The sequence below is a fragment of the Wolbachia endosymbiont of Oedothorax gibbosus genome, from assembly GCF_936270435.1.
In the GTDB taxonomy this organism is placed as follows: domain Bacteria; phylum Pseudomonadota; class Alphaproteobacteria; order Rickettsiales; family Anaplasmataceae; genus Wolbachia.
Genome location: NZ_OW370567.1, coordinates 1,560,606 through 1,574,453, shown reverse-complemented (window position 1 = coordinate 1,574,453; position 13,848 = coordinate 1,560,606). Strand labels below are relative to the sequence as shown.

General features: G+C 34.0%; 12 protein-coding genes, 2 tRNA genes and 5 pseudogenes. 13 read left to right on the top strand and 6 right to left on the bottom strand.

Features of this window, described 5'->3' with window-relative positions; genetic code table 11:
• Window positions 1-8: 8 nt before the first annotated feature.
• Both NBW39_RS08010 and NBW39_RS08005 read left to right on the top strand, forming a co-directional pair.
• Window positions 9-740, top strand: a complete 732-nt coding sequence (locus NBW39_RS08010; RefSeq protein WP_250295141.1) for a hypothetical protein — start codon at window positions 9-11, stop codon at window positions 738-740.
• Between the two features lie 76 nt (window positions 741-816).
• A complete protein-coding gene (locus NBW39_RS08005) occupies window positions 817-1,059 on the top strand; it encodes a hypothetical protein (RefSeq protein ID WP_250295140.1) in 243 nt (80 codons plus the stop codon).
• 1 nt (window position 1,060) lies between these two features.
• Here NBW39_RS08005 and plsY read toward each other — a convergent pair whose 3' ends face one another.
• Window positions 1,061-1,633: a glycerol-3-phosphate 1-O-acyltransferase PlsY gene (plsY, locus tag NBW39_RS08000; RefSeq protein WP_250295799.1), complete on the bottom strand. Its 573-nt coding sequence runs from the start codon at window positions 1,631-1,633 to the stop codon at window positions 1,061-1,063.
• A 133-nt stretch (window positions 1,634-1,766) separates the two neighbouring features.
• On the opposite strand from plsY, the pseudogene NBW39_RS07995 reads away from it, so the two are divergent.
• The 4 genes and pseudogenes from NBW39_RS07995 to NBW39_RS07980 all read left to right on the top strand — a co-directional run.
• Window positions 1,767-2,093: pseudogene (locus NBW39_RS07995) on the top strand (transposase); the annotation flags it as partial.
• 16 nt (window positions 2,094-2,109) lie between these two features.
• Window positions 2,110-2,238 carry a hypothetical protein gene (locus NBW39_RS08765; protein WP_256466296.1) on the top strand — a complete coding sequence of 43 codons (129 nt, stop codon included), beginning with the start codon at window positions 2,110-2,112 and terminating at the stop codon, window positions 2,236-2,238.
• Window positions 2,239-2,254: 16 nt separating this feature from the next.
• Window positions 2,255-3,140, top strand: a pseudogene (locus NBW39_RS09265) (IS5 family transposase).
• Window positions 3,141-3,162: 22 nt separating this feature from the next.
• The gene (locus NBW39_RS07980; RefSeq protein ID WP_250295137.1) at window positions 3,163-3,333 is read left to right on the top strand and encodes a hypothetical protein; all 171 of its coding nucleotides are present in this window, start codon (window positions 3,163-3,165) and stop codon (window positions 3,331-3,333) included.
• 105 nt (window positions 3,334-3,438) lie between these two features.
• Here the strand turns inward: NBW39_RS07980 and NBW39_RS09060 are convergent.
• Window positions 3,439-3,623: pseudogene (locus tag NBW39_RS09060) on the bottom strand (IS66 family transposase); the annotation flags it as partial.
• Between the two features lie 140 nt (window positions 3,624-3,763).
• Window positions 3,764-4,831, bottom strand: a pseudogene (locus tag NBW39_RS07975) (IS3 family transposase).
• Between the two features lie 108 nt (window positions 4,832-4,939).
• On the opposite strand from NBW39_RS07975, the pseudogene NBW39_RS07970 reads away from it, so the two are divergent.
• Window positions 4,940-5,705 (top strand): annotated as a pseudogene (locus tag NBW39_RS07970) (IS630 family transposase); the annotation flags it as partial.
• 186 nt (window positions 5,706-5,891) lie between these two features.
• Here the strand turns inward: NBW39_RS07970 and NBW39_RS07965 are convergent.
• From NBW39_RS07965 to NBW39_RS07955, 3 genes are all read right to left on the bottom strand, one after another.
• Entirely contained in the window at window positions 5,892-6,743 is an 852-nt protein-coding gene (locus NBW39_RS07965) for a ParB/RepB/Spo0J family partition protein (protein WP_250295136.1), read from the bottom strand.
• Window positions 6,740-7,582, bottom strand: coding sequence for a ParA family protein (locus tag NBW39_RS07960; RefSeq protein ID WP_250295798.1), 843 nt, complete (start codon window positions 7,580-7,582; stop codon window positions 6,740-6,742). The genes NBW39_RS07965 and NBW39_RS07960 overlap by 4 nt, the downstream gene beginning before the upstream one ends.
• Before the next feature lie 90 nt (window positions 7,583-7,672).
• On the bottom strand, window positions 7,673-10,153 hold the full coding sequence (locus NBW39_RS07955) for an ATP-binding protein (protein ID WP_250295135.1): 2,481 nt from the start codon (window positions 10,151-10,153) through the stop codon (window positions 7,673-7,675).
• 160 nt (window positions 10,154-10,313) lie between these two features.
• On the opposite strand from NBW39_RS07955, the gene hemF reads away from it, so the two are divergent.
• From hemF to sucC, 6 genes are all read left to right on the top strand, one after another.
• Window positions 10,314-11,138: an oxygen-dependent coproporphyrinogen oxidase gene (gene hemF / locus NBW39_RS07950; protein ID WP_250295134.1), complete on the top strand. Its 825-nt coding sequence runs from the start codon at window positions 10,314-10,316 to the stop codon at window positions 11,136-11,138.
• A gap of 103 nt (window positions 11,139-11,241) precedes the next feature.
• A tRNA-Glu gene (locus NBW39_RS07945) sits at window positions 11,242-11,313 on the top strand.
• A 28-nt stretch (window positions 11,314-11,341) separates the two neighbouring features.
• On the top strand, window positions 11,342-12,028 hold the full coding sequence (locus NBW39_RS07940) for a 16S rRNA (uracil(1498)-N(3))-methyltransferase (protein WP_250295133.1): 687 nt from the start codon (window positions 11,342-11,344) through the stop codon (window positions 12,026-12,028).
• 207 nt (window positions 12,029-12,235) lie between these two features.
• Window positions 12,236-12,309, top strand: a tRNA-Pro gene (locus NBW39_RS07935).
• A gap of 155 nt (window positions 12,310-12,464) precedes the next feature.
• Window positions 12,465-12,665, top strand: coding sequence for a 30S ribosomal protein S21 (gene rpsU, locus NBW39_RS07930; RefSeq protein ID WP_250295132.1), 201 nt, complete (start codon window positions 12,465-12,467; stop codon window positions 12,663-12,665).
• Between the two features lie 29 nt (window positions 12,666-12,694).
• Complete coding sequence (gene sucC, locus NBW39_RS07925; protein WP_250295131.1) at window positions 12,695-13,846, top strand: ADP-forming succinate--CoA ligase subunit beta; 1,152 nt, start codon at window positions 12,695-12,697, stop codon at window positions 13,844-13,846.
• Window positions 13,847-13,848: the final 2 nt, after the last annotated feature.

Sequence of the window (13,848 nt, the reverse complement as noted above, 5' to 3'; positions counted from 1 at the left end):
AAAAGGTGATGAGAAAATTAAGTAAAAAAGAATATTGGAAAATATTTGGTCAAGGTAACATAATCAAGTCGATCTTAATTTCATGTATTGCAGGACTAACAATTCATTATTTTTTTTCTAAGCTTTTTATATTAACTTGGCTATTAGCACCGATACCATTGGCAGTTGGAATAATCCTGCTACAGCCTGAAACAAGGCCAGCAAAACTTAACCCTATAGCCTTACTTAAAGCTTCATTGAAATTGCTTTCTGAAGGTTTATATGAGAATCTAATTGGTACAAAGAATATGGTGAATGCTATGAAAGAACATATGATGCCTCATATGGCAAATGGTAGCATTATTGACAGTATTAATACACTAAAAGATAAATATGGTGAGAAGATACCAGAACCTAATGGTGTTATACATAATGATGAATTTGTTAAGTTTATTAAGTATATAGAAGGAAAAAAAGAGTTTGGAAGTAATAATAAAAAAGAGTTGATCAATTTTTTTAATAAATGGTGTAATGATGATAAACAAATTCATGTTTCTGGACTCACGGGAGGGCAAATTTTATATTTGATTCTAAAGGCCTGTAATAGTGGAGATAGTGAATCAGTTACAACAAAAAGACGGGAATTGGTAGGGTCTTTAATGTATGCCGTAAACTATGCTAAAGGAACAATTGTTCCCGAAACCTGCTTTACTGGTATTATTTGGTGCAATGTTAAGGTCATTACAATTCATACACCCTGATATTAGAGTAGAACACCTTATGGAAGACAGAACTGGAACGTGTGTAGATGAGGCATGTGAGTTTATTAAGAAATAGTTGAAAAAAAAGAAAAATTACGAAGAGATCTTAAATGCTTGGGATAAGCCAGATGATAGCAGTAACCAAATAACTTCTAATTTTATTCAAGAGATCAGGATACCTTTAATGAGAAATTTGTTTAGCTTGGATTGTAGTGAACAGAATGTAGTAGATACAATAGAAAATCTTGAATATATTAATCCAGGAAAATTAACCGACCCAAACATCGATAATATAAGAAGCAACATGGTCAGCACATGAATTATAAAAACTTATGTTCCTTGCCTTGCAAAAGGTTTGTGATATTTTTATAGTGCTTTAAGAAAATTAATATTGCTACAGTGAGTAGTGCAAAAAATAACTCTTTTTGAAAAAAGAAAGATGCTACAATAGCTATTGCAGTAGCAGTCAAGGAAGCAAGAGAAGAATATCGAAAGGTAAAAAATACTACTAGCCAAACAAATACAAACACTAATGTTACAGGTATATTAAGTGCTATCAACACTCCCAGAGTTGTTGCAACTCCTTTGCCTCCTTTAAATTTTAGCCATACAGGAAACATGTGTCCTAAAACTGCTAAAATTGCAGATATGTATATACAAAGATTGTCATCGAAAAATTGTTGTGCTATATAAACTGCGATGAATCCTTTCAAGGAATCCAGAAGTAATGCCAAAGCAGCAAGAAATTTATTTCCTGTTCTTGCAACGTTTGTAGCACCAATGTTTCCTGAACCTATTTCTCTTAAGTTTATCCCTTTTATTCTTGTAATGATTAAGCTAAACGGTATTGAACCGAGTACGTAGGATAGTATAAGAATTATATACTTCTCCATCATTCTAGCATCCTCTCTCTTGTCATGCAAGTAGCTGACACTGGCATGGCTTTGTTGCATAGCAACTGAAAAAATCTGGTGGCTACTGACAAAATTCATTATAAAATGACGATTTAACTGATTAAGGATAAATATGCCAGTCAAAATGAAGGTCCGCAACCAAAATGAATATAACAAATTTTTGCAAGAAAGAGGAAATATTTTTCGTTACATAGATGAAGCTATCGAAAATTGGTATGAAAATAGTCCAAAAATGCAGGGCGGCAACTATATTTATAGTGATAAAGTTGTAATTTTGGTGCATATAATCGTCAATCTTTTTAGAATTGGTTTAAGACAAACGGTAGGGTTTATAAAAGGATATTTGCAACAAATAGGAAGAAATTTGGCAGTTATCAGCTATTCACAAGCATCAAGGAGATTCAAAAAACTTAATATCAAGATCAATGATTGCAGAATTGTATCTGTTCAGATGCATGGCTAATGCTGAAACAAAAATTCCAGTGCTCCCTTTCTTGTCATCCCAGTCTGGAATGGCTTTGTTGCATAGCAACCGAAAAAATCTGGCAGTTACTGACAAAATTCATTATAAAATAGCCATTTAACCTTTGAAGAAAAAATATGCCACAAAAAATGAGAGTCAGTAACCAAAACGAATATAACAAATTTTTGCAAGAAAGAGGAAATATTTTTCGTTACATCGATGAAGCTATCGAAAATTGGTATGAAAATAGTCCAAAAATGCAAGGCGGCAACTATATTTATAGTGATAAAGTTGTAATTTTGATACATATAATAACCCATCTATTCAGAATAGGTTTGAGGCAAACAGTTGGATTTATAGCAGGATACCTTGAGCAAATTGGGAAAAATTGCAAGTTATCAGCTATTCACAAGCATCAAAAGAAACTTAATATTAAGATCAATGATTGCAGAAAATAATATGGAAGATATCGAAATTGCTATAGACAGTACAGATATACAACAATACTCCTGAAGGAAAATAGCGAAGATAGAAAGTATCGCAGCTATAGAAAATTGCATGTAATGTTGAATATATAGCTGCAAAATACAGTAACGGTCTGATCACTATGGAGCTTGTGATTTGCTAAAAGAAGTTCATGCCATAAAAGCACTATATGCAGATAGAGCATATGATAGGCACAAGTTTTATAAGTTGTGTAACGAATATGATATAAAGACAAAAATTCCACCAATAAACAATGCGGCAGAACATCCAGAAATAGATTATATGCTTGATAGAAATGTCGCTATTCAGTTAATGAAATTACATGGTGAAGATGGCGTGAAAGAATGGAAAAAGAAAGTAAATTATGGGAAAAGATCTTATGTAGAAGGTTTTTTCTCGCGACTGAAACAAACATTCGGGTTTAGTTTTCGGAACAAATCTGAGGTTAATCGTGAGAAGGAACTGCGACTCAAGTGTTATTTGCTCAATAAATTCACTGACATTGGTATGCGAAATGGCTACATGAATTTATCGTAAATTATTACCAGTATAAGGTGCGATGCAACAAAGCCCACTGGGATCCAGGAAAAAGAATGGTGTCATCCCAGTGCTTGACACTGGGATCCAGGAAAGTTTGCTTGTAAGCAAGCAAACTAGCACAGAAAGTGGTTACAACATTTTCGATGAGATTATATGGAAAACTGGATTCCAGACTGGAATGACATCATAGGGGCTACTCGGATGACAAAAAAAGGAGCACTGGCATGACACCTCTCTTGGGCTCTTTTAGCCATAAACATTAAGAAATTTACTAGTATCCGTTCAGCAGAGTGGTTTAAGAAACAATAGATAGGAGATTTTGGAAAGCCCTTTTGTTTCCATGTTAAGTATAATGAAATTATCCGTTCGAGGAATGTGTTTCCTCGCTGTGATTGTGTAAAATATGAGTTTTTACGGTAAACGACATAGTGTCGTATCTGTTGTTCAGCATGTCAATGGAATGTTTTCTGAATCATTCAAAGGAGAGTAGACCAGCGGTATAGTGCACCCATTTGTCTAGACCATTTTTTTCAAAGTAATCCGATTTTTTTGTAAAGAAGTTCTAATCTAAAAAAAATAATGAATATGTGCGTCCACACACATTTAAAGCACATATTCATTCATTGTCTATGATAATAGAGATCAGCAGGAGTTTTATAATGTAAAGACTGATGTCGCCTTCTATAGTTATACCAACCAACAAAATCCTTTATTACAACATCCAAATCTCTGATACTGTTTGGTCTATAGTAATATATGGCTTCTTGTTTTAAAGTTCTCCATAAGCGTTCAATAAATATATTATCAAAGCAGCGTCCTTTATGATCCATGCTGATTTTTATATTAGCACGCTCTAACTCCATAATGAAATTATAGCTTGTAAATTGCACACCTTGATCACTGTTGAAAATCTCAGGTTTACCTTGTTTTAGAGCTTCTTTGAGAGTATGAATGCAAAATCCAGCATCAAGATATGGTGATAATGAATGAGCAATAATATAGCGACTATACAAGTCCATTATTGCTACAAAATAGACAAACTTACCTTCAAGCATAATGTACGTTATATCAGTGGCCCACACCTGGTTAGCTCTACAAACAATCAAACCTTCAAGTAAATAAGGATATATTTTATGTTTTTTATCTTTAATGCTAGTGTTATGTTTTTTTCTACAATATAACCCAGTAATTCCCATCTTTTTCATTATTCTCAAAACCTTCTTATGGTTGATTACTATTCCATTTGCTATAATTTCAGCAGTAATTTTTCGATATCCATAATGGCAGTCTGAAGCCAAATATATTTCTTGAATTAAATTTGCTATCTCACTTTCATCATTAATTATAGGACTATAATATAAGCTAGACCTGCAAATCCTCAATAAATTAGCTTGTTTTCTTATTGATAGATCAGAGTCTTTTTCTATAAGTTTTATCCTATCTTTTTTGTTTATTTCAGTAATTTTTTTTTCAAGTAATTATTTTCAACCGTCAATTCCCCTATAACTTTATGCAAATTTTCTATTTCTTGTCCTAATATCCTTTGTTTTCTTATACTCTCACTTTCTTCTATAAATAGGTCTTTTAATCTTGCTAATACTCTATCACGCCAATCATATAAATTTGTTGATGGTATTACTACATATCTCTGCTGTGCTTTTTTGATTTTTTATTGCTTCCAAAGCTATCTTTGCTTTTAACTCTGCTTTTTTGTTCTCATACTACACTCCATTCTTTTCCCTTTTTACTCGGATTAACCATTTTTTTTTGGTCTAATTTATGGGGTGCATTATAGTAGAGCAACTGTTGCCAAGAGATTTAAAATTGGAAAAACGACTTTATATGAGTGGCAGAAAAGGCGTGAGGAAACGGGAGATTTTCAGTCAAAAAAGCCTGGAAGCGTAGATAAAATTACCGACTGGAATATCTTCACCGAATTTGCAAAAAACCATGGTGGCAAAACTCAGTTAGAGATGCTGGGGCAATATCAGTCGACAAACGATTCACCGCGCACTTAAAAATATTGGATTTACAAGAAAAAAAGACCTACGGATATAAAGAAAGAAATGAAGAAAAGCGAGCTCAATTTGCAAAGATTATAGCAACAAAACATCCTGAAAATCTTGTATATATTGACGAATCTGGGATAGACAATACAGAACATACGGATATTGCAGAAAAGGAGAGAGGTTTCATTCACTAAAATCAGGTAAAAAAACTCAGCGCGTCAGCATGATTGCAGCTCTAAATAAAAAGAAAATCATTGCTCCATTGACCTTTGAGGGATACTGCAACAAGGATGTTTTTGAGGCTTGGTTTGAGCAGTTTTTGACTCCAATTTTAAGGTCTGGCCAAACTGTAATTCTTGATAACGCTGCTTTCCATAAATCTAAAATCGATGATCTTGCTAAAGGAGTAGGTGCTGAAATTCTTTATCTTCCTCCATATTCTCCAGACTTTAACGAAATTGAGCATCATTGGTTTGCTATAAAGAACAGAGCTAGAAAAAATATCCCTATTTTTCAGTCTTTCCGTCAAGCTGTTGATTCTGCTTTTTTATGATTTGTTCTGACTATTATGAGAAGAGCTATACTGTGACGGTATGACGAGGGAGAACAGTTGCTACGTGTTAGCGCCGCGGCGGTATGACGTAGGGGTTGCCGAGAACTTGTCATTCCAGCGCGTGACGCTGGAATCTAGACTTTTTTTATACAGCATGGCGGAGAAGAGAAATCTTACTTTAACTAGCTATACCTCAAGCTTCCTATTCAAAATTTTCAATATCAAATCCAATTCACTGAGATTGTTATACCGTATCATAACTTTACCCTTAGAATTGTTGTCGTTAATTTTGATCTTTAAACCAAGTTGAGAAGATATAGTACCTTCTAGTACTGCCATATCTTGATTTCTGGTATATTTCCGCTCTTTTTGATTATTATTTTGGTGTAAGTCTTTTATCAATTTTTCAGTTTGTCTAACGCTTAAGCCCTGAGAAACTATTTTTTCTGCAATATCTTCCGCATTTTCAACATTAATCAACGCTCTTGCATGACCCATAGACAACTTTTTTTCATTGATCATTGTTTTCACCCTATTAGGGAGTGACAACATCCGAGTCATATTGGTTATGTGGCTGCGGCTTTTGCCTATAGCTGAAGCTAATTCTTCATGTGTATAGGAAAACTCATCTATCAGTCTCTTATACGCTTCACCTTCTTCTATTGGATTAATATCTTGCCTTTGTATGTTTTCAATAATGGATACTTCCAAGCATTCCTTGTCGCTCAGATCTTTTATGATAACGGGTGCACTATCAAGGTTTGCAATCTTGCTTGCTCGCCAACGACGTTCTCCAGCTATTATTTCGTAACCATCGTCATTTGAGTCTTTGCGTACCACGATAGGCTGTATAATGCCACTTTTCTTTATCGAATTTGCAAGTTCTCTTAATGACTCCTCGTCAAAATGTTTCCTCGGTTGAAATTTGCTTGGGTGCAGTAATGAAATAGGCAAATACTCTTGTCGATCTTCTTTATTATCATAATTATCGCCTATGAGGCCGGCAAGACCTCTGCCGAGGCGTCTATCATCCTTCATACCATGCCCTCGCTCACTAGCTTCTTCTCCTTACAACTACTCGCGTGCTTTTTTAAAATTTCCCTTGCCAAACTTATATATGCTTGTGCACCAGGACACCTAAGATCATACACAATAGCGGGTTTTCCATGAGAAGGCGCTTCTGATAACCGTACGTTACGTGGAATAACAGTCTCATACAATGGGATGATAGTTTTGTATACTTTATCATTTAAATACTGGCAAATATCGTTTTTAATCTGTTCACTGAGTTTGTTGCGCCTGTCATACATTGTTAACACTATCCCTTCTATTGCTAAAAAAGGGTTTAGGTTATTCCTTTTTATCAGCTCTACAGTTTTAACTAAATGGCTTAATCCTTCCAGAGCAAAAAATTCACACTGAAGAGGAACAATAATAGAATTAGCAGCAGTCAAGGCATTGATGGTTAGAAGCCCAAGTGATGGAGGGCAATCAATGATTATATACTCATAATTATCGCGTATCTTCTCCAATGCGCTTTTTAGCACAAATTTTCCTCGCTCAAGTTGCGATAATTCAATTTCTGCAGCTGATAAATCAACTACTGACGAAATTAGCGATAAATTTGGAATTTCCTTTATATTGAAAATTGCCGATTCTATCAATTTATTTTCGCTGCTTAGTAATATTTTGTATATATTTTTTTCTTCCCTACTACGATAAGAAATCCCGAGTCCTGTGCTAGCATTTCCTTGAGGATCAAGATCTACCAATAAAGTGCTTTTTCCCACAGCAGCAAAGGCTGTCGATAAATTTATACTAGTTGTGGTTTTGCCAACTCCACCCTTTTGATTTACTATTGCAATAATCTTGCTCACGCCCTTTATCTCATGTATAAAATAATTCCATTGTATATATGCAAGAAACTTTTGCATTAGAAAATTTTGTTATTGCTAATCGTACTAAAATTAGACTATTTTTTTTGTTTCGTGTAATACACTTTGAACCTTGTTTCCTAATTCATTCAGAGTGAATGGTTTTGGCAAAAAGTGAAAATCTTCTATATTGATGTCATCACTCTTTAAAAAAGCATCTTCTGCATATCCAGATATAAAAATAATGTTAATATCTGGCCTATAAATCAGAGCTTTTTTAACTATTTCTGGACCGCTGACTTCTGGCATTATTACATCAGTGATTATTAGATCTATGTGTTGATTTTTTTTACTGATTATTTCTAGTGCCTCGCTGCCTACGCTCGCTTCTATTACATCAAATCCTTTTCTTTTGAGTGCTTTAGAGATGAATTCCCTTACTGAATCTTCATCTTCAATCAATAAAATTATACCATTACCTTTAATTTCACTTACTACCGGTTTTTCTATTTCTTCACTATCTTCCTCTCTCAAAATTTCATCTGATATGTAAACCATGGGCAAAAATATGCTAAATTTAGTTCCATGATTTACTTTGCTAGCAACATAGATGTATCCTTCAGTTTGTTTAATAATGCCATATACAGTAGAGAGGCCAAGACCTGTACCAGAGGTAATATCTTTGGTAGAAAAAAATGGGTCAAATACCTTTCCAATTGTATCACTTGTCATTCCACATCCAGTATCAATTACTTCAATCACAACATAATTTCCATGTTCGATCGTTTCCTTGTCTGGAGAAAACATATCCTGAGGTGTAGAATTTAATGAGTCAATCTTTTGATTAAAGGTTCGTATAGTTAATTCTCCGCCCTTTTCCATAGCAGCACTAGCATTGACTGCTAAGTTAAGTATAACTTGCTCTAATTGCCCTTGATCAGCCCTCACAGCACCCAAGTCTCTACCATAATAAATATTAAATTTTATATTTTCACCTATTAATCTTTTTATCATTTCATAAAGATTAGCTATAGTTCTATTTACATCAATAATTTTTGGCTGCAAGGTCTGTCTTCTTGAAAAAGCAAGCAACTGTCTTACTAAATTTGATCCACGCTTCGCATTTTGCTGTATCTGTATTATATCTCCAAAAGATGGATCTCCAGCTGAATGTTGGAGTAAAAGCAAATCGCAAAATCCTATTATCCCAGTCAATATATTGTTGAAATCATGCGCAATACCACCTGCTAACTGCCCTATAGCTTGCATCTTTTGATAATGCTCAAGCTTTATCTCTAGGTTTTTGTGTTCAGTATTATCAATAAAATAACAAAGTATGAAGATCATTTTATTATGAAGAAACTTATTGAAATATATTTTTATGTTATTACCGCAGTTGAGCTGTACATCAAAGGACGCATTATTTATTCTATTACTCGAAAAATATTCACGTATTTTCACATGATAACTATCCAATATCAACGTAAAGATTGAATTATTATCTAACCCTGCAAGCTTTATTAGTGCCGTATTTTTCTTTACAAAGTTGCCGTTTATGTCACATTGTGCAATAGCAATTGATGAATTTGCAAAACAAGGGTGTAATTGATAATCAACAATATTTGATTCGGTTGGTGTTATAAAGCCATATATATAGCTATGGTTGTATTTATCACAAAATATAGCAGTGCTCATATAAGCCTTGAATGGAATACCACTTATAGTAAAAAACAAAATTTCATTATCGGTTGTTGTATTGTTATATTTAGATTGAGATATAAAATCACTAATTGAGCTACCTTTTTCCAGTTTTTTCAGTTCAAATATGTCTAAAAATCTTTTATTTACAGATAAAATCACCCCTTTGGCATTTGCAATGTAAGTTCCTATACTGTGTTTTTCTATTAACTCTTCATATATCTGCTCCTTGTTTATCTGTGTTGCTTTTAACACAAAATACCCATCTGGCCTTGCTATTGGCACTAATGATAAATTTAAAATCTTATTACTATTTATAGCAATTTGGGGATTATCTGGTATCGGCTCAAAGAGCAAAAGAAAGTTAGATACTCTATTCTTCTTGTTTAAGGAAATGCATACCTGTACAGAAGAGTTATTTTTTAGTGCATGATAGAGTACTTTTTTGTCTTCTTCTGAAACATCTCCTATTTCAAGAATCTTGCCTAACGTAATGTCATCATCTATATGATCTTTAAACCTTTCGTAGAACCTTGCATCAGAATAAATAATACCCTCATCTCTATGTAAAATAAGGCAAAATTCTGTATTATGATTTAGTGCATTTGCAAATATTGCATTTTGAAATTCTATAGTATTAAGTAGGTGTCTGTAGCGTTTTACATTATATATCATAAAAAGAGTTGTTAGAATGCTAACTAATAAATTAATCTCTATATTAATATGCTGACTATATATATCAAAAAAGTAGAGTATCGATATTGCTACTGGAGGTAAGAGCATAATAACTGCCATCACAACAATTGACATTCCATAATTTCTTAGTATGAAGTCAACCCTGTTCTCTTTTTTGTTATCTATGTATCTTTTACTCATTATTGTTACTTGGCATCGTTGTACATACGAAAATGTTTTATTATATTGATTTAATTATTATAGATTTATTAACGTCTTTGATAGATAATTATCATCCAAATCTAATTAAGTTCCTTAAATATCAGATATAACAATGTTAATAAGCTAGCGAGAGGATATTATGGAAAAACAAAGAACACAAGCATTTAAGTGGTTCTGTGCACTAAGAGATAAGATCATAGAATCTTTCTTATTAATTGAAAAACAATCATCCGCAGAGCCAAAGATCGAAAAAAGAAAGTGGGATCGCCCAGGTGGTGGAGGTGGTGAATCTACAATTATTTTTGGTAATGTTTTTGAAAAAGTTGGAGTAAACGTTTCAAAAGTACACGGAAAATTTGCAGATTCAGCCATTAATGAAATTCCTGGTGCAAGTGAAAGTAACGGAGAGTTTTGGGCAAGCGGCATATCTTTAGTGTCTCATATGCAATCGCCCCTTATCCCTGCAGCACATATGAACACAAGGCTGATATATACTTCAAAACAATGGTTTGGTGGAGGAATGGATTTTACGCCAATACATAAAAATGAAGAAGATTGCAAGTATATTCATGAATCAATCAAAATGACATGTGATAGATTTGACACCAGATATTATCCAAAATTTAAAGAGCAATGTGACAACTATTTTTTCTTACCACATAGAAAAGAGCCGCGTGGCATTGGTGGTATTTTCTATGATAATCTGAGTTCTGGCAATTGGAGAAATGATTTTGAGTTCACAAAAGCAGTAGGTGAAGCCTTTTTGGAAATTTATTTGCACATCATACGTAAACATATACAAAAATCTTGGACAAAAGAACAACGAGAAAATCAATTAATAAAACGCGGCAGATATGTAGAATTCAATCTGTTATATGATCGTGGCACAAGGTTTGGTTTGATGACCGACGGCAATCCAGATGCAATTATGATGTCAATGCCACCACTCGTTAAGTGGTTATAAATCACTCTTATCACAAATTGGGATTTCACAAAAACTGCTTGTATCGTAAAACAATTGAATTGACTTTGTGTGCATAATCAATATAACTTGAGTTATTCGCATTGACTCTTTCGTCTAGTGGTTAGGACACCACCCTTTCACGGTGGTAACACGGGTTCAAATCCCGTAAGAGTCACTCAAGTAGAATATAATTAAAGTTTTGAATGGGAAAAATTAGGCTTTATGTTGAAGAAGCTTTATCACAAGGCGTGAGTTTAGCACTTAATCCACAACAAAGTCACTATATTTGCAATGTAATGCGGCTTAAGAAGTATGATAATCTCTCTCTTTTTAATGGCAAGGATGGAGAATGGTTAGGAGAAGTAGTTAATATATCACGTAAATTGACAAAAGTTACACTCAAAGAATGCACTAAACAACAGCAATATGAGGAAAATTTATACCTGTATTGTGCCATGGTAAAAAGTGCTGCTTTGAACAACATAGTAAGACAGGCAACTGAAATGGGAGTAACCTGCATTCAATTTATTTCAACAGAACGTACAGTAGTAAAAAACATTAACCTAAGTAGAGCAAAATTACAGGCAATCGAAGCTGCGGAACAATCAGGTAGGATAAGTATACCAGAGATTTTGCCTCCTATCAATTTTTGTGAGTTACCTGATTCCCAGAGTAAAAATTTTATTTTATGTGATAAAACAGGTAAAACTGATAAAGTGCTGAAAGGTAAGAAAAATGTTGCCATTATTGTTGGCCCTGAAGGTGGTTTTTCATCTTATGAACTTGATCTTGCCGATAAGTTTTGTCAAAAATTGAGTCTAGGAAAAAGAATTTTAAGGGTCGATACTGCTGTAGTTGCTGCATTAACTTTCACCAATTGGTGTAGCTAGATTTTTAAATATGGCTAAGATAAAGAAATCTGGTTCAGTGTTGCATGCGCTAAATTCTATAGGCCACCTGCGAAGCAGTTTGCTACTAAAGAGAAGTTAATAAAAACATATTCTGGAATAATATTAAATCTCATATTATATTTTTTCTAAAGTAAACAAATGAACCTTGCATTTTGCCTGAATTATTGATAATCTGAGTAAAGAAATCGGGGCGTAGCGCAGCCTGGTAGCGCATTTGGTTTGGGACCAAAGGGTCGGGAGTTCAAATCTCTCCGCCCCGATGCTAGCAGAAGTTTTAACGCTTTTAATAGTTAGAGCTTTTAAAGGCATTCCGTTCATATTGCAATTTAACGCTCAAGTTTATAAAATAATTGACAATGTTAATTTTCTAATTTATAAATAAATTCTGAAATGATTACCGAAGGAGGTATAGAGTTTGATTGAAGTATCAGTTCATTATGGTGATGTAGACAGAGCTCTTCCAGTATTGAAAAAAATAATTCAAAAGGAAGGAAAAGGGTTGAAAATGAAAAAAAAATATCATGAAAAGAAATCAGAAAAAAGAGCTAAAAAGAAAGCTGAAGCGAGAAAGAAGAGGTATCAGCAAGGATGCAGAAGACAGCGTTACGGTTGGTAATTTTTTAATAATTTATCATTGGTTGTTTTATGAATATTCACGAATATCAAGCAAAAGAGATTTTGCATAAATTTAATGTCCCAGTGCCAAAAGGTTTTGTTGCTACATCTGCGGAAAGAGTAAAGACTCAAGTAAGTCAATTAAAATCTGACGTGTTTGTAGTTAAAGCTCAAATTCATGCAGGTGGTAGGGGTAAAGCCGGTGGTGTAAAGCTAGCAAAGTCAGCTGAAGAAGCCAAGCAGTTTGTAAAGGACATGATTGGTATGATTTTAGTTACTCATCAGACAGGGCCAAGCGGGCAGCAAGTAAGAAAAGTGTACGTTGAAGAGGGCTCAAGCATTAAGAAAGAGTATTATTTAAGCCTGGTAATCGACCCGAAGCTCAGTAGGCCAATGTTCATATTTTCCTCAGAAGGTGGAATGGACATTGAAGAAGTGGCGAAAAATTCTCCTGCAAAAATTGTGAAATTTGATATTGATTCTGCTACAAGTTTTGATAGCAGTAAGTTGAACAGCAGTTTTGGTTTAAGTCCAGAACAAATAGAAAAAATAACAAATGTTGCAAAAAATATATACGATGCGTTTATTGCAACTGACGCAAGCCAAATTGAAATTAATCCACTGGTTGAAACAAATTCTGGAGACTTTATTGCGCTCGATGCTAAAATTAATTTTGATGATAATGCTTTATATCGTCACCCAGAAATTATGGAACTTCGTGATTATGATGAAGAAGTGAAAGAAGAGATGGAGGCTTCAAAGTATGGGCTCAGTTACATCAAAATGGATGGCAGTATTGGTTGCATGGTAAACGGTGCAGGTCTTGCTATGGCAACAATGGATATAATAAAATACTACGGAGCAGAGCCTGCTAACTTTTTGGATGTTGGTGGTGGAGCGAGTAAAGAAACTGTAACTGAAGCATTTAAAATCATATTGTCTGATAGCAACGTAAGAGGAATTTTGGTTAACATATTTGGTGGTATAATGCGTTGCGATATTATTGCAAGTGGAATTGTTGCGGCTGCAAAAGAAATAGATATTAAGGTTCCTCTAGTGGTTAGATTATCAGGCACTAATTTCGAAGAAGGAAAAAGAATTTTAGAAGAGTCAGGATTAAATATTATTGCTGCAGATGAATTGGGCGATGCTGCGCAGAAAATAGTACAAGAGGTGAAATAGAG

Excerpts from the sequence above, each read along its gene's own strand:
- NBW39_RS08010 (WP_250295141.1), top strand. The coding sequence starts at position 9 with ATGAGAAAATTAAGTAAAAAAGAATATTGGAAAATATTTGGTCAAGGT.
- plsY (WP_250295799.1), bottom strand. The coding sequence starts at position 1,633 with ATGGAGAAGTATATAATTCTTATACTATCCTACGTACTCGGTTCAATA.
- NBW39_RS08765 (WP_256466296.1), top strand. The coding sequence starts at position 2,110 with ATGGCTAATGCTGAAACAAAAATTCCAGTGCTCCCTTTCTTGTCATCC.
- NBW39_RS07980 (WP_250295137.1), top strand. The coding sequence starts at position 3,163 with ATGCAACAAAGCCCACTGGGATCCAGGAAAAAGAATGGTGTCATCCCA.
- NBW39_RS07965 (WP_250295136.1), bottom strand. The coding sequence starts at position 6,743 with ATGAAGGATGATAGACGCCTCGGCAGAGGTCTTGCCGGCCTCATAGGC.
- NBW39_RS07955 (WP_250295135.1), bottom strand. The coding sequence starts at position 10,153 with ATGAGTAAAAGATACATAGATAACAAAAAAGAGAACAGGGTTGACTTC.
- hemF (WP_250295134.1), top strand. The coding sequence starts at position 10,314 with ATGGAAAAACAAAGAACACAAGCATTTAAGTGGTTCTGTGCACTAAGA.
- NBW39_RS07940 (WP_250295133.1), top strand. The coding sequence starts at position 11,342 with ATGGGAAAAATTAGGCTTTATGTTGAAGAAGCTTTATCACAAGGCGTG.
- sucC (WP_250295131.1), top strand. The coding sequence starts at position 12,695 with ATGAATATTCACGAATATCAAGCAAAAGAGATTTTGCATAAATTTAAT.